Below are 19,529 nucleotides of genomic sequence, written 5' to 3'. Positions count from 1 at the left end.
ATGTTTTACAGATCGTTTTCATGGCCGGCTTTATTCCAGCTTACTTCATAAACCTGGTGCTCTATGGTAAGGCGGCCTGCTATTTTTTCCATGGCGGTATCTTCATTTCCATTAGCCAGGATCTCGGCGGTGATAACGGCTATGCTGCTGTCATTATCGTCGGTACTTTTAAGCGAACGAAGCAATATCTTTTCATCATGATTGGTAAACTGCAACAACAATACCCGGAGATGATTTTCAACCTCCTGCCTGCATTTAATGATGATGAGATAGTGCACCGGAACGGAGGTGTCTTTATTCAGAGGCAGACGACTAAGCCGTGTACCAAGCGGGCGCATCACCACATGGGTAAGAATGATAAATGCCGACCCGATGCAAGCTTCCGCAATAAACCCGGTACCGCATGATGCGCCTACTGCTGCCGAGCACCACAGTGTAGCAGCAGTGTTTAAACCCCTGATGTTAACGTCATCTTTCATGATGACGCCTGCACCCAGGAAGCCGATGCCGCTTACCACGTAAGAGGATATACGGCCCGTGGCATCACCCCCTATGCGTACTCCAAGGGCTACAAACATACATGCCCCCAAAGCAACCAGCATATTGGTACGGAGGCCTGCCATCCGTTGCCGCCACTGGCGCTCAGTACCGATCACGGCACCGAGCATAAAGGCCACAGTTAGCCTTAAGGTGAAATCATAAATTGTGAGCATGGCGAATCTTCCTCCTTTTTTTGAGTTGACGGTAATCGAAGAGTTCGCCTGCGGGGCTGCTGAAAAAGATCTGGGTAGAAAATACTTCTTGTTCTGCACCGTTATTTGTAGCAGGCATATGGTTTGAACTTCCACCATCTCCCAGATAGTGGCGGTTCAATTTGCTGAAAGTCAGAAATTTGAACATAACGCTGTTGTTGTGCCGGCCTCATCAGCATAACAGGGTTATGTAATAGGCGGGCGGTTAACTATTAATTTTTAAATACGATTCGGGGCCTGAGTCCATCTGTTGTTTTTTTATTGTGCAGCAAAAGTAAGGCGACTTTTTGAAAAAGGCCGTTAGAGGAGAAACAGAAATTTATTAGAAATTTATTAGAAAAATAAAGGCTAAACGTGGTGGAGCGTAATGGTAAAAGTGCTGCCTTTATTTTCTGTTGAGGCTACGCTAATGCTGCCTCCGTGCATAGAGATTATTTTATCGGTTAAGGATAAGCCTATGCCATTTCCCCAGGTAAAATCCTTATTGGTGCCGCGATAAAATTCCGAGAAAATATGCGGGATGTCCTGTGCTTTGATGCCTATGCCGTTGTCTTTAAAGACCAGGATTACCTTGTCCTGCAGATAAGTGATGGTTACGGTGCATAGATGATCGGGCGAGAATTTGCAGGCGTTTTCCATAAGGTTGATAAATGCCACTTTTAACAAGTATTCATTACCCATCACAGAAATATTATCATCATCTTCTATTTCCTGCTCAAACAATACATCCACATTAAAACCATCCATTGTTTTGATAACGGTTTCGCGGGCATCCATTAATAATTCATCCACCCGCAGTTCTTTCATCCTGATCTCCTTTTGGTCAAAACTGGCTTTGGCCAGGTCGAGCAGGCCGTTGGATAGTTTTACCAATCTTTTGGCATCATGAAGCGATAAGCCAATCACCTCTTTATATTCTGCTATGGAACGGTCTTTTATAAGTGCAAGCTGTAGTTCCCCAACCACTGTGGCAAGCGGCGTGCGGAGTTCATGGGATATGTTATTAACAAAACTTTTTTGCGCGTTAAAGGAGTTCTCCAAGCGATCAAGCATTTGGTTAAATGTGATGGCCAGCTCACCAATTTCGTCTTTTTCACTTTTAACAGGTACGCGCATATCCAGGCGGGTTGCCGTAATTTCCTTTACATTATCAATAATCTCGGCAACGGGTTTCAGGGCCCTGCCGGCAAAGTAATAGCCGGCAATAACGGTAAAACAGATAATGATGATGAACGACAGGATCAGCGTGTTTTTTAATTCTCCCAGGCGTTGCAGACCATACTCATCATTAGCAGCCGCTGTAATGACATAGTTTTTGCCATGATGCGTGTATAAAAGCCCCACCACCTGCAAACGGCCTTGGTCAAAGGTGATCTCTTTTTGCTGTACGATCTGGTCGATCATTTGCCGGGTTTCTTTTACCTTATCAATTTGTACGGCATCATGATATAATAAATTGAACGAGGTATCGTAAATAGCCACTTCTTCTTCAAAGAGGGCGTTGGAAGAACTTTTATAAATCAGTTGTAATACCGATGGAGCAACTTTAGCATCAAAAAGCAGGTTGGCTTTGGTGATGGCCTCCCTTTTTAGTTGGTTGTAATATTCGTCTTTGCGGGTTTGCGCCGAGGATAAGTATATAAATATGGAAAACGCGAGCAGGAGTACTCCGAACAATCCTAAAAACAACAATAAAAGTTGGGTCCTGATCTTCATCCTTCTTTGAAAATAAAGCCCATGCCCGGCTTGGTGTGTATGAGTTTGGTAGCGAAGTTCTTGTCGATCTTTTTCCGGAGGTAGTTGATGTAGACATCAATAAAATTGGTGCCCGAATCAAAGGTGTCCCAAACTTTTTCGGCTATCTCGGTTCTGGATAAAACGCGCTGGGCATTCTTCATCATATACTCCAATAAGCGAAATTCTTTAGGTGTGAGGTCAATCACCTCATTATTCCTGGTCACGATCTTGGTTTGCAGGTTCATTTCCAGATCGGCAAAGCGCAAAATAAAGCCCTGGTTAAAAGTATTATTGTGCTGAACCCGGTTGGTTAACGCACGGATGCGTGCATGAAGCTCACGAAAGTCAAAAGGTTTTACCAGGTAGTCGTTTGCTCCGGCATCAAAGCCCTCTACTTTATCATCTGTAGTACCTAATGCGGTGAGCATGATAATTGGGATATCAGGTCGGGAGCTTCGTATTTCCTTACATAGGTCTATCCCGTTGATCTTGGGAAGAATGATATCCATCAGAATAAGATCAAATTCTTTTGACAGGGATAGTTTTTTCCCCATCTCCCCATCGTATGCCAGCGTTATCTGGAAGCCGTGTTCTTCGAGCCCTTTTTTGATCAGCTCGGCTACTCTTTGTTCATCTTCAATAACGAGTATGTGCATAGGATATCATTTACCTGCAAATCTCTGTATAATATTTGGAAAACCGCTGTGGCTTTGATCGTATGATTGGAAAACCAGTCGTATATCAACTCACCCCGACATCGCTGCGCCCGTTACCCCTCCTCCGACTGCTATTTCTCTACGCGTCATTGCGGGCGATAGCGTGGCAATCCCTAACTACACAGAGTGGCTCTGCAGATTGGGGATTGCCACGTCGTTCCTCCTCGCAATGACGCGTGTATTAACAGCGTAGATCGGGTGAGTTAATTCTGCGACCCGGCTTTAATTACGCTCAAACTACGTAGTTACCGGCCTATGCACAAATGTATGATTACGATAAAGCAACCATAACATACTGGGCAGTACGATTAACAACAAAGGCAATGCTGCCAGAAATCCACCGATAACCGCGATAGCCAATGGCTGATGAAGTTGCGCGCCGGCACCGATGCCCAATGCCAATGGCAACAAGGCAATAATGGCCCCAAGTGCGGTCATTAATTTGGGCCTTAAACGGGTAGAGATAGAATAGATAATAGCCTCGTTGATATTTTTATGCCGGGTACTTTCCCTGAACTGCCAGAAAGTAAATATGGCATTTTCGCCGATGATACCCACAATCATGATGAGGCCGGTATAGCTACCCACGTTCAATGGCGTTTGCGTTAACCATAAGGCCAGGAAACTACCGCCGATACCCAATACCGCCACTACCAGGATGAGCAGCGCGATGCGGAACTGTTTAAACAGGAAAAGGATCACACCAAAAACCAACAGGCTTGAAGTAATCAGGATGATCAACAGCTCCTTGAATGATTGTTGCTGCTCGGCATAAGCACCCCCATATTCCACATGGTATCCGGTGGGCAGATTGATGGCGCTGATATTTTTTTTGATGGCCGGCATAACCGAACCCAGATCTACATTATCCAGCCGGGCACTGATAACACCCATGGCCTGCAGGTTTTCGCGTTGTACCTCCGCGTCGCCCGTTCTTAATTCCACATTGGCCAGCTGACTGATAGGCAATGGTTTGCCATTGGGTAAAAACACGGTTAGTTTTTTAAGGCTGGCCACATCTAAAGAGCGATTACCGGGATAAACCATGCGGATGGGTGATTGTTGTTCTTTCTCAAACAAACTACCTATCACATTACCCTGTAATGCGGATTGTACCTGCGTTTGCAGATTGGCCGGCGTCAAATTGTACTGCGCCAGCATGGTATAATCGGGTATAATGTTTACCGATGGCCCGGCAACCACAATGCCATCAAATACATCGGCTGTGCCTTTTACATTGGTTACAGCGGCGGCTATTTGTTTGGATAGCTGTTGCAGTTTAACCTGGTCGTCGCCAAAAACTTTGATCTCGATGGGCTGGGTAGATGTCATCAGGTCGCCTAACATATCACCAATCACCTGTCCAAAATCTACCCTTAGGGCAGGCTGGGTCGATTCGATCTTCTGGCGCAGATCACTGATCACTTCTTCGGTAGTTTTATCGTGACCTTTTTTAAGCTGTATCAGGTAATCGCCGGTGTTGGGCTCGGTTATAAAGAAACCCATTTGTGTACCCGTTCTGCGTGAATAGGCAGCCACTTCGGGTTCTTTGATGATGATCTTCTCGATGTCGCGCAACATTCGGTCGGTTTCCTCAAGCGATGTTCCTGGCGGCGAAGTGTAATCCAGTACAATGCTGCCCTCATCCATGTCTGGTAAAAAGCCCGTTTTTAAGCCGGCAGGAATAAAAATAATGACGGCAGCAAGCGCCAGCATCATAATGATGCTTAAATAAGGACGGAGAATGAAAAACGATACCCAGCGCTGCTGTTTTACCCCATGCGCTTCTTTTACCTGTACACTGTTGGTTTGGTGGTTGCGGGTAAGCAACAGGTATATGACTGGTAAGCCTATCCAGGTTACAAAAAAGGAGCAAACCAAGGTGATGATCATCGTGTCGGTCATTACCTTAAAATAGGCACCGGCAACACCACTCATCATGATGAACGGAATAAAAATAACGATGGTACTGATGGACGAACCAACCATGGCCGGGAAAAGATAATCAACCGCCCGTTGTAGTAGGGTAAGGGTTGGCTCTTCCGGATGTTCCTCATGCGTGCGGTGGATCTGTTCTACAACCACAATGGCATCGTCAATGATCAAACCTATGGCTGCTGCTATGGCGCCCAGCGTCATGATATTAAAGGTATAACCCAAGGCGTACAGAACAATCAGGGTGAGGCAAAGCGTAACCGGGATGGTGATCAGAATAGTGGCGCTGGCTTTTATCGACCATAAAAAAATAATAGCTACAATAATAGCGAGCGCCAGCCCCACCCATAAACTGTCGCCTACGCTTTTTACAGAGGCATTTACAAAATCGGCTTGAACATAGTATGGTTTGATGGTAACGCCGGCCGGAAGGATCTTCTGCAGATCGGCAACCTTTTGGGTCATGGCATCAGAGAGGTCGATCAAATTAGCATTGGGCTGTTTGATCACTGCGATCAGAACACCCTCATGACCATTGGCGTTTACCTTGGTATACTCAATACCGGGATTGATCTGTATGCTGCCGATATCTTTAAGCTGAATTACCCGTTTCCGGTTATTGCTGATCACCATGTTTTCCAGTTGTTTGCTGGTATTTACGGATGCGTCGGTCACGGTTAGATACAGCATTTTATAATCCGACAGATAGCCTTCTGATTTAATAAAACCTGTTTGCGCCATCGTATTGGTTATGATGTCTGGCGTAAGGCCCAATGAGCTCATCTTTTGGGCGTTCAGCACCAGCCAATATTCTTTGGTTTTACCGCCGATAACCCTGATCTCGGACACGCCATCCACTTGCGACAGAAATGGTTTTACCGTATAGGTGGCCAGCTGTTTTAATTCAATGGGCGATTTACTATGGCTCTCCAGCGTATACCCGCTTACCGGCAGGATAGAGGGATTCATTTTCTCGACACTGATATTCACATCCGGCGGGAGGTCATTCTTGATCTGATCTATACGCGATTGGATCTGTTGCTGACTCAGGTCGATATCCGCGTTCCAGTTCATGAAGGCTGATATTTCGCAGCTTCCGCGGCTGGTAGTGCTACGTACATATTGCAGGTTAGGCACCTGCTTTACGGCGTTTTCCAGTGGTTTAGTCACCGTGATCATCATTTTGTTTACCGGCTGCAAACCGGCATCGGCTATGATCTTGATCTTAGGAAAAGTGATTTCCGGGAACAAGGAAGTTTGTAAGCGCGAATAGGCAAAACCGCCACCCAGCAATATGATGAACAACATCAAACTGATAGGTTTTTTATGCGTGATGAAAAAGTTATTCAGGTTTTTCATGGCTTCACAATTTTCACTTTGGCAGTATCAGCCAATCCATAATTACCGGTAACCACAATTTTATCCGCCGGGCCAAACTTTGGCGAAAGTATCTCTACCTGAGTGCCTGTTTCAATTCCCTTTTGTACTGCCACTTTGATGGCGGTGGTATCATTAATGAGTTTCATCACCCAGAAATCGGTTTGTGTTTCATTAGCTAACACAGCCGATTTGGGTAGCGAGGGTACATTACTTTTTGCCGATTTAATGACATGCGCCCGGGCCACCAGGTTTTCGGGGATAGGATCGGCGCTGTGTACCCTGATCACCACACCCTGTGTTTGCGACAGGGTATCAACCGAAGGTAAAACTAAGGCTACACGACCGTTGAGTGTGTGTCCACCGGGTAAAGTGAGAGTAATATCCTGGTTGTTGTGCAGTGTGCTTTGAAGTTCGTAAGGCAGCTGCATCACAAAGGCAAAACTTTCTTTATCACTTATGGCGGCCAATTGTTCACCATCTTGTACATAGTCGCCAACCTGGTGCAGCAGTTGAGTTATGTAGCCGCTGCTTGATGCTTTGATCCGATTTACGCCCGAAAACTTAAAGGTGGTATCCAGCACATTGATGGTATTGCCAATGCTTTGCGCCTCTTTGGTTTTTATGGTGAACAGCAATTGGCCCGCGCTTACATATTGCCCGGGCTTTACATATACGCGTTGTATATAGCCTATGGCGTTGGCTTTTACATAGCTCTTCTGCATGAACGATGAAGTGGCGTTGAGCGTGATAGAATCGGCCATGGTGCCATTACTGATGGAAGTTACCGTAACCGGTGTTTGTGATTGTACAGGGGCATCGTCTGCGGCAGCGGTATCATGGTTACATGCCGATATGGTTAATATCAGGCACGCGCACGCGAAGGTTAAAAATTTAAAATATGGCGATGATAAAGTCTTCATATTATCGGTTCCAGTAGTTGAGTTGGTTAATGAGCAGCAATCTGCTGATGGTATTTTGCGTTAGCAGGTTACGGATGCTGAGATAATTATTGATAGCCAGTATCAGATCAGCCATCCGCAGATCGCCGGTTTGTAACAGTTGAGTATCTACTTTGATTAAAGTTTCGGAGTATTTGAACTGGTTGTTGATATCTGCTATCAGCGTATCATAGCCATCTATCTGCTGGTTCAGCTGGATGATCTGCTGACTATATTGCTGGGCAAAAAAGCTCTTATAGTTTTTGCGGGATTCTTCTTCCAGCGATAGTTTTTTGTATGATAGCTTACGCTGACCGCCATCGTAAATAGGTACAGTAAGGCTAAAGCCAATACTGGTACCAAAATGTTTATAATAAAGGGCGGTCAGATCGGAGTTATAACCACCATCGGCAAAGGCTTTTACCTGGGGTTTGTAGGTGTAATCGATGAGTTTGCGGGTATTGAGCAGCCGTAAGCTGTCAAGTGCGTATTGCCTGAAAAATATGCTGTTGGTTTTGTCGGCATTGATCGCTCTTTGCAGTGCCGGTTTTTGTAGTTCAGCAACGGTAGTATCTGTAATACCGGTAAGGTAATTCAGCGTCGCAAAATCTGTTTTATACTGTAGCGTGGCCTGCGAAAGTTGTAATTGTGCCTGTTTTAAAGTAACCAGGAAGGTGAGGTAATCACTTTGATGGTACACATTATTCCGGGTGAGTTTTTTGAGCAAGTCTTCTTCACCGCTCAACAGGGTTACCACTTCTTTATTAAACTTTACCTGTTGCAAACTCCCATAAGCGGCTATATATTGCGCGGCAATGGTGCGGCGCAGATCCTGCTCAGAGAGTTTAATATTATTGCGCAAAGAATCGCGCTGAAGGCCGATACCAGCATATTGCGCCTTCAGATAACCATTGCTGATGAAGGATTTATTGACAGATAATAAAGCATCAAGCGTTTGCCCATTGGTAATGGCCTGCGAATAGCCATAGCCACGAATAACCGGGGCATACAGACCCGCGCTTCCCGCGCTTACCTGGGGTTTTAAGCCGGCCTTTATCCGGACGCTATCCAGTTGTGCCGATAATATCTGGTTGTTGAGGTCCTTTAACAGCGGGCTATTCTTTACGGCTACCTGTAAGTAGTCGTCCAGTGTTTTTTGCTGCGCGAAGCAAAAAGAACTCATCAGTAAACATAGAAGTGATACGAGCAGATGTTTCATAAGTTACAATGGGCCCATACCGGTTACGCAGATGGGGTTAGGCTTAGCGACCGATAGTCTAAATCTAAGCTTTATAATTAATCTTTAAAAGTTTCAATACAATTCCATTTTTTGGATGTTACTAAGCTAAATATCAATTCTGGAATTATTCTGTAACGGCAAAGCTTATGGTAAAATGGTGGGTATTTTGGCTAAACTGGTATTGCAGATTGAACCCATAATTATTGCAGATCTGCCGGCAAATGGTAAGACCAAGCCCGATGCCCTCAGAAGCCGAAGATTTTTGGAACCGTTTAAAGACACGCTCAATATCAATCTCTCCATCTTTCCCGCTATTGCTGATCTGTAACTGTTGCTGATCGAGCGAGACAGTGATTGAGCCGCCTGGCAGGTTATGCCTGATGGCATTACTGATCAGGTTGTTTATCAATACTTCCATTAACAGCGGACTGGCCTGTACTTCACAGTCGTTAAGCTGGGTTGTTAGTTTGATATTCAGGCTGCCAAGCAATTCTTCATATTGCCAAAAACTCGTGCTCAGTAACTCTTTCAGATTAATGTTTTGCTGGTCATGTATCAGGCCATTCTCAATTTTGGTGAGTAACAGCATGGATTTGTTAAGCCGGGTTAAGCGGGCTACCGTATTATAGATATCATTAAGCAACTGGCTTTGCGAATCGGAGAATTGCCCGGTTTGTACCAGCGTATCCAGTTTGGAATTGATGACGGATATGGGCGTCATCAGCTCATGAGCGGCATTTTCTGTAAATGCTTTCAGGTTAAGATAATCATCCTTGGCTTTGGTGGCCATGATGCCTACTGCTTGGTCAAGTTCTGTAAATTCATCAATAGTTGAGGGTACGGAGGCAACGGCCTTATCCTCGGCCAGGTTAAATACTTTAAGCTGATTAAGTATGGTATAAAAAGGCTGCCAAATGCGTCGTAATATCAATCGGTTTGATAAAAACAGTGCTATCACCAAAACAACAATAAGTATAATGGTGATCAGGAAAACATCACCTATCAGATCCTCGGTTTCTACTGTTGATTGTATTACGGTGATCTTGTATAGCTGCGAACCCACGGTTACCGATGTGATAATGGCACGGGCCGGCTCCATGTCCTGATCTTTGGTATCACGATAGGAGGTATCAATAAATTTTCTTTGAACCGGACCGTTAGCGGGTGTAAAGATGATCTCCTGGTGGTTGGTCCTGAACACCTGCGGCAAGTGATGGTTAAGCTGAACGTAATCAAATACCTCACGTTCTTCTACCAGTAAAGCTTTATCAACCTGGTGGGTAAGTATGGCATGGATAGTGAAGTAATAGATAACACCCGTAACCAGCATAATAATTACCGTTACGCTGATGTTGATGCGGTTATATTTGTCGAGCAGCTTCATGCATCGGTAAACTTGTAGCCCATGCCGTAGGCGGCCTGGATATAATCCTTACCACCTGCTTCCACCATTTTTTTGCGGATGTTTTTGATGTGCGAATAAATAAAATCAAAGTTGTCGGCAATGTCTATGCTGTCGCCCCAAAGATGTTCGGCAATGGCGCTTTTTGAAACCACCTTGCCTTTATTGGCTATAAAATATAAGAGTAAGCTATACTCCTTGCGGGTAAATTTAACCGCTGTTTGGTTGATCTTTACTTCTTTGGCCGTTAGGTCGATAAAGATCTCATTGAGTGTAAGGATATTGTTGCCATTAAATGCTTTACGCCGGACAATAGCCGCAACCCGCGCCCTCAATTCCGAAAGGTGGAAAGGTTTGGTGAGATAATCATCGGCGCCCAGATCAAGCCCGGTTAGGCGGTCGTCTAATGAGTTTTTGGCCGAAATGATCAAAACGCCATCGGCCTGTTGTCCGGCTTTCAGGTGTTTTAATATATCCAGACCACTACCATTGGGTAGGGTGATATCCAGCACAATACAGTCATACCGGTACAAATTAACCTTGGACATGGCCGAAGAAAAATCATGCGCAGTTTCGCAGATATTTCCCTCTTCGGTAAAGTACGCTTCGATACTATCCCGCAGGCCTGCCTCATCTTCTATGATCAATAATTTCAAGCTTTTTTTTTAAAAATACGAATAATTTGGGTTCGGGGATCGAGGGCCGGGGTTCGTTTTTTAAGGTTAGAGCCTCGAACCACGTCTCTCGAGCCTTGAACCTGTTTATTTTAGTTTATAAACCAGTACTTTAAAAGTGTTAGGCAAAGCGGTTCGTGTCCCCTTTACAAACTCGGCCACGCTTAAATAAATTTTGTGCGTTTTAGGGTCAAGGGCCATGGTTTTAGCACGATAGGCAGTTTGCAAGGTCTGGATCACTTTATACTCATCGGCCGATTGCTGTTTGATGATCGTAGTTACCCCATCACCGCAGGAGCAGAAGATGAGCTTAGTCTCCGGATCATAAACCACAGCATCAACACCGGCGCCTATAGGTAAGGTGGTCACCACTTTACCGGTATTGATGTTTACCACACTCACACCTTTATTTTCGCGGCAAACAGTAAATACCCGCTGATTTACAGCATCCAAAGCTAAACCGGTTGGCCCGCCGCATGGGGCAAGCGGATAGTTTTTAATCACTTTGAGGGTTTTGCTGTCGATGATATTCAAACTGCTTTTATCTTCCAGGTTGTTGTAAATTTTGCCTTTGCCATCGGCTACGGCAAATTCAGGGGCACCGCCCAGTGTAACTGTTCCAACCTGTTTTAAAGTATTCGGATCAACTACCGATGAGTTGTTGCTTTCACCGTTAAAGCTGAAAACACGGTCGCTGTAAGGATCGTACATAATAGCATCGGGGCCGTTGGCACCTGTTAAGGGTATGGTTGCAATAACCTTCAGGGTTTTAAGATCAAATGCTACTACGGCGTTGGCTTTGCCGTCGCTGATAAAGCCGCGGTTGGCTTTATTGTCGATAGCGATGCCATGTATGCCTTTGAGATCGCCGATAAGGCCTGCCAGTTTTTCGGTTTTCAGATCGATCACATTCACAGCCGTACCGTGCGACACATATAAACGGTTGTTTACCTTATCAATCGACAGGTAATCATAGCCACCATCGCCGGGCAGGGGGATAGTTTTATCCAGCTCATAGGTTTGCGCATGCAGCAGTTGCGGGAGCAGGCCAATGGACACCATCAAAGCCAGAGCTGATATAAATTTTTTCATGGGTTCTTTTTTTTGATTTAAAGTTCAGCCTTGATTCTGTAGAAAACTTGTAAAGGTCCTGCGCCGGTTCAAAAAACTTTTTAAACCTTAAATTTTAACACTTTTTAACTCAAAAAGCCGATGAAAATCCTTGCTTTTTGGCCACTTTAACTAAATTTTAACGCCATTTTAACACTTTTTAACAAATTTTTGATGGGTTTTGAAAAGTTTAAAAAGTATTAATTTATTGATAATTAAATAGCTGTATAAAAAGATGCTGGTTTTGAGTTTAATGCTATCCTTAACCAAACAGCCCGGATGTCTGCTGAAAGACATTCGGGCTGTGAATCTATATAAATATACGAAAAATTGGGGAGATTACCTAAACTAGGTCATTGTATTGTTTACGACAAACTCGTTCTCTCACCCAGCGTTAAAATCCGGAGCCTGTCTGCAATACCCAGAGCGGTGAATGATTGTTGAAGTACCTCGCCGCCTTCGGTGTAATGCGACCAGCCTTCAAAGTGTACCGGGATAATGGTTGCGTTCGGGAAAGCGGAGGCGGTGTCAATAGCATCGTTACTGCCCATAGTTACGTTGAATGGGCCGCGGGGTTTGGCGGCGCCTGCAAAAATGAAAACGTATTGGGGATTGTACCTGGAGGCTATTTCTGTGATCCCTTCATAAAAAACGGTGTCGCCGGTGATATAGATCTGGAGGTCGGGGCTCTCTACAATAAAGCCGGTCACATCTCCGGTTATTTTTTCGCTGCCAGCGGGGCCGTGCCTTGCCGGTGTGCCGGTTATGGTAACCTGATCATTTAAACGGATGGTTTCCCATGGCGCCAGCCCGGTAGCATCAGGCCCAAGCCGCTCCGCACCAATGTGCGTTGTGAATGTATTGCCAACGGCTTCCAATAATCTTCGACCTGCATGATCAAGGTTATCGCCATGCTGATCATGACTGAGAAGCACCGCATCTATATGCCCAACCTCCGTAGTGGCCGGCCCCGAAGTTTTCCAGTAGCCCGGTTTATCGCCGAGCATAAATGTTTCGCCGGCGGGATCAAGTGTTGGGTCGGTTATCAATCTTAATCCGCCTATTTCCAGGATAATGGTGGGCCCGCCCAGGTAGGTTACATTAACTATATCTTTCATGTTTTATAAATAAGTTTAATTTCTGTGTTGAGATCTCGGGTGTTGGAAAGAAAAAGAGCGGGAGGGGTGTGCGATTCCCCTCTTGAGAGGGGTGGAGGGGTGTGTTCTTCGCTTGATGAACACACCCCTGCCATTACACAATCCTACGCGCCCCCTCTCAAGAGGGGATTTTAACCGGCAGTAAACGCTCTTTCCAGCATCTGTGATCGCAACACAAATCTATCACACAGCAACCGGGAAACTGTGTGAGGCATGTCACAATACTAATTAGCTACATCATTGTTCTCGATAGATCTCCGGCTTTTATTAACACCATCATTGAGCCCACCAAATTTATAATTCAGGCTGATGCCGAATGACCGGTAATAATCGCGGGAGGTGTACAGCTGGTTAAAATCGGGCCCGAAGGTGTGGGTGATATTATTCCTGTAACCCGTGAATGGATTATTCACCCGGGCGGCAAAGCCCAGTTTGTTTTTGATGAGCTCTTTATTTACACTCAAAGAAGTACTTACAAATCCGTTTGAATAGCCTTGCAAGCCAGTAGGATTGCGGCTAACCACATTCAGGTCGACGTTTGCTGCCCATCCTTTATTGAAACGGAAACCATTTGAAAGGGAGAAGGAATACATCAGTCTGTCGTTACGTACTATACTGCCATCCGCGGTTCCCTGCAACCACAGGTACATCAGGTTACCGTTCAGGCTTACATTGTACAGCTTACTAACGCGGTAGGCAAGGGACAGGTTGCCGCCAAAGCTGCTTGCTTTGCCTGTATTAGCATAACTGGTGCGTGTAATTTGTGTGGTGGGGTCAAAGTCGGCCACCTGCAAGTCCAGGTTGTTCATGAAGGAATAATCCAACCCTATGTTTAATGACAGTTTTTTGCCGCTGCTGTAACCTGCCTGCACATCATTCAGCAATACGGGGCGCAGGTTGGGGTTTCCGGTTGATTCAAAATTAGGATTGGAGCGGTCGATATAAGGGTTAAGCCTGTTGATACCCGGCCTGCGGATGCGTTGCGAAAATCCAAAGGTAAGCGCGGTTTGATCGCTGAAATTTTTACTTATGGCGATGGATGGCAGCACGTTGAAATAATTTTGTTTGGCAACCGTGGAGGTACTGATAAAATCGGCCCTGATCACGGTTTCTTCTACCCGGAACCCGGCGTTGATGTTCCAGCTTTTTAAATTAACCTGGTACGAATTGTAGGCGCTGAACACATTTTGATTGTTGGTGTATTGGTTTGATAGTGCCGCATCTTCATCAAACTGCCCTGTGGCACTGTTAAAACTATTGTAGCCAAAATTGCTGTTACTGGCACGCAGGATGCCTTTTACACCCGCCTCAATATTTACCTGTTTAACCGGGGTTACAAAATCAACCTGTAAGGTATGTTCATTGAATTTTTGCCTGTCGGTTTGGGTATAATCCGGTGTGTTAAAATTTACCGGATTGGTGATGGTTACATCCCCATCGCGGTTGTTGCGGTTGCCCGAATACTGATAAGAGAAAGTTAGCAGCCTGTTTTTAACCCTTTTAAAACCAACCTGGTAATTAAGTGCGGCATCCCAGCCATAGCCTGTCCCTTTATTATTATTCAACAGGTCGTATGCCTCGTTTATCCCCGAGGTTCCGTTCAGGCCGGATACCTGGGTCATATGACTACTTGTACGACTACCATTGAGGTTAAACTGTCCCGAGATGAGGTGAAGCGAATCGATCTCATAGCTCATTTCGGTACCAAAGTAAGCTGTTTTATTGTTCAACCGGCGATCTCCCGTTTGCAGCAGGTTGGTTTGGGTTGTGCCGAATGTTTCCCTGTTATTGATAAAAGTAGTTGTAGGATTGTTAGCGATGCTCGCGCCGCCAAAAGCAGCTATCACAAACTTGCCGCTTTTAGCCGTGAAAGATCCTCCCGCGCCGGGGCCGCCAACAGGGAAGCTTTCATTGGCGTTTAGTGATCCGCTGTACCCGTTATTTAGTTTTTTTACGGTAATAATATTGATGATGCCCGCCAGGCCTTCGCCATCATATTTAGATGGCGGTATGGTGATCACCTCTATTCTTTCAATAGTGGATGCAGGCATACTTTTCAATATGGCGTTTAAATTGTTTTCGATACTGGGCGATGGCTTTCCGTTGATAAGAACTTTAAAGCTGGAATTGCCTTTTAACAGGATGTTATCCTGACCATCCAAAGTGATGTAGGGGATCTTGTGCATCATCCCCAAAACATTGTTGGATTTGCTTTCAGGGTCGGCCTGCAGATCGTAAATGATGCGGTCGGCTTTTTGTCTGATGATGGGCCTGGTGCCGGTTATAGCAACTTCTTTTAAACTGTTCACCTGCTGCTTCAGGCTGATTAAACCCAGGTCGGTGTCTTTCTGCAGATCAAGCAGGATCGTTTTGGGCGCGTAACCTATGGCTACCATCACCACATGATAAGCCGCGGGTGGCAGCACTGCAAAAGCAAATGAACCGTCCTCCCTGGTAACACCGACCCTGATGGTTTGACCTTCGTCGTCGTTTAGTTTTATCGTTACAAAAGCCAGTTTATGGTGTGTGGTCGAATCGGAGAGGGTTCCTTTTAATATCAATTTGCCACTGTTGGTTTGGGCCAGGATGCTGCCGGTTTGCATGATCAGGAAAGCAAGCGATAAAATGATGCTAAAGGCGTATGGTTTAGTTGTCATGGTGATTAAGATTTGGAGATGGAAAATTTTTGACAACGCAATCCCCGTAAAGACCAACAGCCTTTAAAATTTGCAGTATTTACCGGGAATGCTTTTTAGGGTAAACTACCCTGATGATTGAATTAAAGCGGATGTTTATCGCGGTGATTGCGGATGAAAAGATAGTACAGGAAAAAACCGGCAGCTACAAACAACATTTCAACCCCATACGGAAGGGGTGAATCTTCGGCACTGTAAGGGATAAACTGCATAACGATGAGACCCAGGCCGGTAGTTGCCAGGATGATAGCCCATTTCATGGCTTCGGTGCCAAAGCCCGAGAGCTGCTGTAAAAATTTAAGACCGATCTCATCTAAAGGGCCCGCGTCAATAATGCGTTTCTTTAAACGGTAGTTGTACAGGGCAAGTATGAATATGGCGATAAGGATAAAGAATATGATAACGACGATAAAAGGCATTAACTGTTTCATGATGTTTTAATTTAAATGATTTTGATACAGTAGTCTTTAAAAATAACAGAACGGTTGCAAATATTTTTCTTTAATTTTTGCAACCGTTAACTGGCCGATGCAGACTACTATAATATGTTTAATGAAAAGGAAGTTGTTTCCAGGATATTAAGGGGAGATTTCCACGCTTTTGAAGTATTGGTTAAACAATATGAAAAGCTGGTTTTCTTTGTAGTGAATCGCCTGGTGCAACACCTGCAGGATAAGGAGGATATTTGCCAGGAAGTTTTTATTAAAGTACATCAAAGTCTCCCGAAATTCCGTTTTCAATCCAAGTTATCCACCTGGATTGCGCGGATAGCCTATTTGACCGCTGTTGACCATGTAAAAAAAAGCAAGGCAGCCCGGCAGGCCGACTATCCTGAAAATATAGATCATTATCATTTTAGTGAAGACAGCCCCGAGTCGGAGCTTGTGAAAAAAGATACAGCGGCCTATGTAAACCTGCTGATTGAGCAGATGCCGCTGCAATACCGCACCGTTTTAACCTTATACCATTTAAACGAGTTTACCTGTCCCGAAATTGAACAGATCACGGGCATACCCGAGGGAACGGTTAAAAGCCACCTTTTTAGGGCGCGCAAGTTATTGAAAGAAAAAATTGAACACGATCTTAAAAATTAAATCATGAAAAAGCTGACCGATGAACAGATCCAGGCAATGCTGGATAGTGAATTGAAGCCATCCGGCGAAATGTTATCTGCTTCAGAAAAGCAGCAGGTGGAAAGCTATCAGTCATTATTTCAAAAGCTAAATAAAGAGCCAGAACAGGGTTTATCCTTCAATTTTGCCTCAAAAGTTAGCCGTCAGCTCCAGCTAAAGTTGAAAAAACGGAGTGATATCCGCTTTAATTTACTGGCTTTATTAGGCCTGATAGCGGGGTTAGGTATAGTTTATGGTATTTTAACGATAGTGGATATTAATTCCGGAAACCAATTTTTGCAGGCCATGCTTAAGTTTAAATGGCTGCTTATGCTGGGGACGTTGATACTGTTAGGTACTTTGATGTTTGATCAAAGGGTTGTTGAAAAGAATTAAGCGCTTGTATGCTGAAAAGAACTGGAAATTGGAGGCCTGACGCAATTTGGATCGTGTTCGGCATTTTGAATATGGGGTAGCCCAGTTGTTTTTGTACTATCCCTTCACGCGTCATTGCGAGCGCAGCGTGGCAATCCCCTACTTACAGAGACGCTCTGCATATCGGGGATTGCCACGTCGTTCCTCCTCGCAATGACGCGGAGGTGGAAAGATGCGGCCTTCCTCAGCGGCTATCGTGAGTCTCCACAGCAAAATACATCAGGTAATCCTATTTAAAAATATACCACCACGCCACCATAACCGATGCGTGTTTTAAACAAACCCGCAGGTGTTTGAGTGCCATGGTGATCTGGTTTTCGACTGTGCGTTTGGAGATACCCAGCCGGCCGGCTATTTCCTGGTTGGAGAGATGGTCAATGCGGCTCATCTGGAAAATTTCCTGGCAGCGTTTGGGTAATTGCTCCAGGTATTGCCCCAATTCATGCAATAGCTCCTGGTCTTTGATGCGGCTTTCACCGGCATTATGATCCAGTAGTTCGCTAATCTCCGCGTCGGTTATGGTTAAAACAACCGGCGATTTTACGGCCCGCATGCGGTTATAAACCTGGTAGCGGATAGCGGTCAATAAAAAATTGGGAAATGATTCGATCTCGAGCTCATGCCTCCTGTTCCAGATATTCAGGAACACATCATGCACGGCTTCTTCGCTGGCTTCGCGGTCTTTCAGATATCGCAGCGCCGTTTTATACAACCGTATCCAGTACCGGTCAAAAAGTGCGGCAAATGCTTGTTCGTCATCATTACGGATGGCAAGCCACAGCTCAGAGTCATTAATCGGGGGATTGTGCATACAACTGGTTGGATAAAATTAGGAAAAGCCAGCCAAATAAATCCACAATTAACTGCCGGTTGAAAAAAAAATTAAAAATTAATGTGTGTGTCTATATAAAATTTACACTAACAAGGTATAAACCTGCTATTGTAGCCCAATGATAACCAAAGACGAATTCCTTGCTTTGTACGAAAAGTACATGAGCGGACAATGTACAGCCGACGAAAAAAAACTGCTGGATACATACCGCGATGAAATGACATTGGCTGATGAAGGCTGGGATGATGACCAGGTGAGGGAAGAAGATGTGCGTACCCGTATATGGCAGCGATTAAACGATAACCGCAAAGTAGTTCAATTGCCGCGGCGTAAGGTGGCCAGATACCGCTGGCTGCAGGTTGCCGCGGTTTTTGTGGCGGTGCTATTCGCGGGGATATTTTTTATCCAGCGTAAAAAAAATCACGAAACTGGTACTGTAAAACTGACAAATAAAGTTCAGCCGCCTATATTACCCGGCGGCAATAAAGCCTATTTAACTTTGGCCAATGGCTCGCGCATTGTGCTTGATGATGCCAAAAACGGCAAGCTGGCAACCAGACCCGGGGTTACTGTAAGTAAAACCGGGAATGGTATGCTGGTATATCATTTTACCAATACAAACAACAATACGGCTGCAACGCCCGAGTTTAATACCATCACCACACCAAGGGGCGGGCAGTACCAGGTAGTACTGGAAGATGGTACCCGGGTTTGGCTCAACGCGGCTTCGTCCATTAAGTTTCCGCAGGCCTTTACCGGTGCAACCCGCGAAGTTGAACTAAGCGGCGAGGCTTATTTTGAGGTAGCTAAAAATAAGGCTAAACCATTTATTGTACAGGCCAATAGCACAAAGGTACAGGTGTTTGGTACCCATTTTAATATCAACGCTTACGGCGATAACAATAATGTAACTACTACGCTGCTGGAAGGTTCGGTGCAGATGAGCAGCGGCGCTTCGGCGGTAATGCTGGCGCCCGGGCAACAGGGCAATGCGGTTAACGGAGCTGCCATCAAAGTGAGCCCTGCCGATATACAGCAAACTATGGCCTGGAAAAACGGACTGTTTATATTCCATGATCTGAATATCACCGAAGTGATGAAACAAGTAGGCCGCTGGTATGATGTTGATGTGGAATACCGCGATGAAGAGGTGAAAAAGAATGAATTTGGTGGTACTATATCCAAGTACAAAAGTATAAATGAGTTGCTGGATGTGATGGTACTTACCCGTTCCATTCACTATAAGATAGAAGGAAGGAGGGTAATCATTATGAAGTAACTTTCCTTACCTATAATGTTTACCTGTTTATAACCAGGAGCGTTCGCAGCGCCCCTGGTATAAAGCTTTGAATAGCTGTCAGGTAGCAATTAATGATCATATTTCTCATAACCAATTATTTAACCTAACATTCA

General features: G+C 45.0%; 16 protein-coding genes. 3 read left to right on the top strand and 13 right to left on the bottom strand.

The features are described 5' to 3' along the window. Positions 1 to 5: 5 nt before the first annotated feature. The 12 genes from FHW89_RS27725 to FHW89_RS27670 all read right to left on the bottom strand — a co-directional run bounded on the left by FHW89_RS27725 (position 6) and on the right by FHW89_RS27670 (position 16,168). Positions 6 to 713: an MgtC/SapB family protein gene (locus FHW89_RS27725; RefSeq protein WP_172338297.1), complete on the bottom strand. Its 708-nt coding sequence runs from the start codon at positions 711 to 713 to the stop codon at positions 6 to 8. A gap of 387 nt (positions 714 to 1,100) precedes the next feature. After that, positions 1,101 to 2,468 (bottom strand): ATP-binding protein, encoded by a 1,368-nt coding sequence (locus tag FHW89_RS27720; RefSeq protein WP_172338296.1) that lies wholly within the window; start codon positions 2,466 to 2,468, stop codon positions 1,101 to 1,103. Next, positions 2,465 to 3,145 carry a response regulator transcription factor gene (locus FHW89_RS27715; RefSeq protein ID WP_172338295.1) on the bottom strand — a complete coding sequence of 227 codons (681 nt, stop codon included), beginning with the start codon at positions 3,143 to 3,145 and terminating at the stop codon, positions 2,465 to 2,467. The genes FHW89_RS27720 and FHW89_RS27715 overlap by 4 nt, the downstream gene beginning before the upstream one ends. A gap of 297 nt (positions 3,146 to 3,442) precedes the next feature. Further along, positions 3,443 to 6,499 (bottom strand): efflux RND transporter permease subunit, encoded by a 3,057-nt coding sequence (locus tag FHW89_RS27710; RefSeq protein WP_172338294.1) that lies wholly within the window; start codon positions 6,497 to 6,499, stop codon positions 3,443 to 3,445. Further along, entirely contained in the window at positions 6,496 to 7,440 is a 945-nt protein-coding gene (locus FHW89_RS27705) for an efflux RND transporter periplasmic adaptor subunit (protein WP_172338293.1), read from the bottom strand. Before FHW89_RS27705 ends, FHW89_RS27710 begins: the two co-directional genes overlap by 4 nt. A 1-nt stretch (position 7,441) precedes the next feature. Continuing rightward, positions 7,442 to 8,677 carry a TolC family protein gene (locus FHW89_RS27700; RefSeq protein WP_172338292.1) on the bottom strand — a complete coding sequence of 412 codons (1,236 nt, stop codon included), beginning with the start codon at positions 8,675 to 8,677 and terminating at the stop codon, positions 7,442 to 7,444. Positions 8,678 to 8,822: 145 nt separating this feature from the next. Beyond that, entirely contained in the window at positions 8,823 to 10,082 is a 1,260-nt protein-coding gene (locus FHW89_RS27695) for a cell wall metabolism sensor histidine kinase WalK (RefSeq protein WP_172338291.1), read from the bottom strand. Continuing rightward, positions 10,079 to 10,756, bottom strand: coding sequence for a response regulator transcription factor (locus FHW89_RS27690; protein ID WP_172338290.1), 678 nt, complete (start codon positions 10,754 to 10,756; stop codon positions 10,079 to 10,081). The genes FHW89_RS27695 and FHW89_RS27690 overlap by 4 nt, the downstream gene beginning before the upstream one ends. Before the next feature lie 105 nt (positions 10,757 to 10,861). Continuing rightward, on the bottom strand, positions 10,862 to 11,866 hold the full coding sequence (locus tag FHW89_RS27685; RefSeq protein WP_172338289.1) for a YncE family protein: 1,005 nt from the start codon (positions 11,864 to 11,866) through the stop codon (positions 10,862 to 10,864). Between the two features lie 383 nt (positions 11,867 to 12,249). Continuing rightward, a complete protein-coding gene (locus FHW89_RS27680; protein ID WP_172338288.1) occupies positions 12,250 to 13,002 on the bottom strand; it encodes an MBL fold metallo-hydrolase in 753 nt (250 codons plus the stop codon). Positions 13,003 to 13,265: 263 nt separating this feature from the next. Beyond that, a complete protein-coding gene (locus tag FHW89_RS27675) occupies positions 13,266 to 15,698 on the bottom strand; it encodes an outer membrane beta-barrel family protein (protein WP_172338287.1) in 2,433 nt (810 codons plus the stop codon). 122 nt (positions 15,699 to 15,820) lie between these two features. After that, positions 15,821 to 16,168: a hypothetical protein gene (locus tag FHW89_RS27670; RefSeq protein ID WP_172338286.1), complete on the bottom strand. Its 348-nt coding sequence runs from the start codon at positions 16,166 to 16,168 to the stop codon at positions 15,821 to 15,823. 114 nt (positions 16,169 to 16,282) lie between these two features. Here FHW89_RS27670 and FHW89_RS27665 point away from each other — a divergent pair, with 114 nt between their 5' ends. Both FHW89_RS27665 and FHW89_RS27660 read left to right on the top strand, forming a co-directional pair. After that, positions 16,283 to 16,831: an RNA polymerase sigma factor gene (locus tag FHW89_RS27665; protein WP_172338285.1), complete on the top strand. Its 549-nt coding sequence runs from the start codon at positions 16,283 to 16,285 to the stop codon at positions 16,829 to 16,831. 3 nt (positions 16,832 to 16,834) lie between these two features. Then, entirely contained in the window at positions 16,835 to 17,245 is a 411-nt protein-coding gene (locus tag FHW89_RS27660; RefSeq protein WP_172338284.1) for a hypothetical protein, read from the top strand. Between the two features lie 268 nt (positions 17,246 to 17,513). Here FHW89_RS27660 and FHW89_RS27655 read toward each other — a convergent pair whose 3' ends face one another. After that, positions 17,514 to 18,095: an RNA polymerase sigma factor gene (locus tag FHW89_RS27655; protein ID WP_172338283.1), complete on the bottom strand. Its 582-nt coding sequence runs from the start codon at positions 18,093 to 18,095 to the stop codon at positions 17,514 to 17,516. 139 nt (positions 18,096 to 18,234) lie between these two features. Here FHW89_RS27655 and FHW89_RS27650 point away from each other — a divergent pair, with 139 nt between their 5' ends. After that, positions 18,235 to 19,395 (top strand): FecR family protein, encoded by a 1,161-nt coding sequence (locus tag FHW89_RS27650; RefSeq protein WP_172338282.1) that lies wholly within the window; start codon positions 18,235 to 18,237, stop codon positions 19,393 to 19,395. Positions 19,396 to 19,529 lie beyond the last annotated feature (134 nt).

The organism is Mucilaginibacter sp. SG564, from assembly GCF_013149275.1.
Lineage (GTDB): Bacteria > Bacteroidota > Bacteroidia > Sphingobacteriales > Sphingobacteriaceae > Mucilaginibacter.
Note: the sequence above shows the minus strand (reverse complement) of the source record. Positions and strands in the feature narration are given on the sequence as shown.

What these genes read in the sequence shown, in the direction of transcription:
- FHW89_RS27720 (WP_172338296.1), bottom strand. Translation starts at nt 2,468, where the DNA reads ATGAAGATCAGGACCCAACTTTTATTGTTGTTTTTAGGATTGTTCGGA.
- FHW89_RS27695 (WP_172338291.1), bottom strand. Translation starts at nt 10,082, where the DNA reads ATGAAGCTGCTCGACAAATATAACCGCATCAACATCAGCGTAACGGTA.
- FHW89_RS27675 (WP_172338287.1), bottom strand. Translation starts at nt 15,698, where the DNA reads ATGACAACTAAACCATACGCCTTTAGCATCATTTTATCGCTTGCTTTC.
- FHW89_RS27725 (WP_172338297.1), bottom strand. Translation starts at nt 713, where the DNA reads ATGCTCACAATTTATGATTTCACCTTAAGGCTAACTGTGGCCTTTATG.
- FHW89_RS27665 (WP_172338285.1), top strand. Translation starts at nt 16,283, where the DNA reads ATGTTTAATGAAAAGGAAGTTGTTTCCAGGATATTAAGGGGAGATTTC.
- FHW89_RS27655 (WP_172338283.1), bottom strand. Translation starts at nt 18,095, where the DNA reads ATGCACAATCCCCCGATTAATGACTCTGAGCTGTGGCTTGCCATCCGT.
- FHW89_RS27685 (WP_172338289.1), bottom strand. Translation starts at nt 11,866, where the DNA reads ATGAAAAAATTTATATCAGCTCTGGCTTTGATGGTGTCCATTGGCCTG.
- FHW89_RS27710 (WP_172338294.1), bottom strand. Translation starts at nt 6,499, where the DNA reads ATGAAAAACCTGAATAACTTTTTCATCACGCATAAAAAACCTATCAGT.
- FHW89_RS27700 (WP_172338292.1), bottom strand. Translation starts at nt 8,677, where the DNA reads ATGAAACATCTGCTCGTATCACTTCTATGTTTACTGATGAGTTCTTTT.
- FHW89_RS27680 (WP_172338288.1), bottom strand. Translation starts at nt 13,002, where the DNA reads ATGAAAGATATAGTTAATGTAACCTACCTGGGCGGGCCCACCATTATC.
- FHW89_RS27660 (WP_172338284.1), top strand. Translation starts at nt 16,835, where the DNA reads ATGAAAAAGCTGACCGATGAACAGATCCAGGCAATGCTGGATAGTGAA.
- FHW89_RS27670 (WP_172338286.1), bottom strand. Translation starts at nt 16,168, where the DNA reads ATGAAACAGTTAATGCCTTTTATCGTCGTTATCATATTCTTTATCCTT.
- FHW89_RS27705 (WP_172338293.1), bottom strand. Translation starts at nt 7,440, where the DNA reads ATGAAGACTTTATCATCGCCATATTTTAAATTTTTAACCTTCGCGTGC.
- FHW89_RS27715 (WP_172338295.1), bottom strand. Translation starts at nt 3,145, where the DNA reads ATGCACATACTCGTTATTGAAGATGAACAAAGAGTAGCCGAGCTGATC.
- FHW89_RS27650 (WP_172338282.1), top strand. Translation starts at nt 18,235, where the DNA reads ATGATAACCAAAGACGAATTCCTTGCTTTGTACGAAAAGTACATGAGC.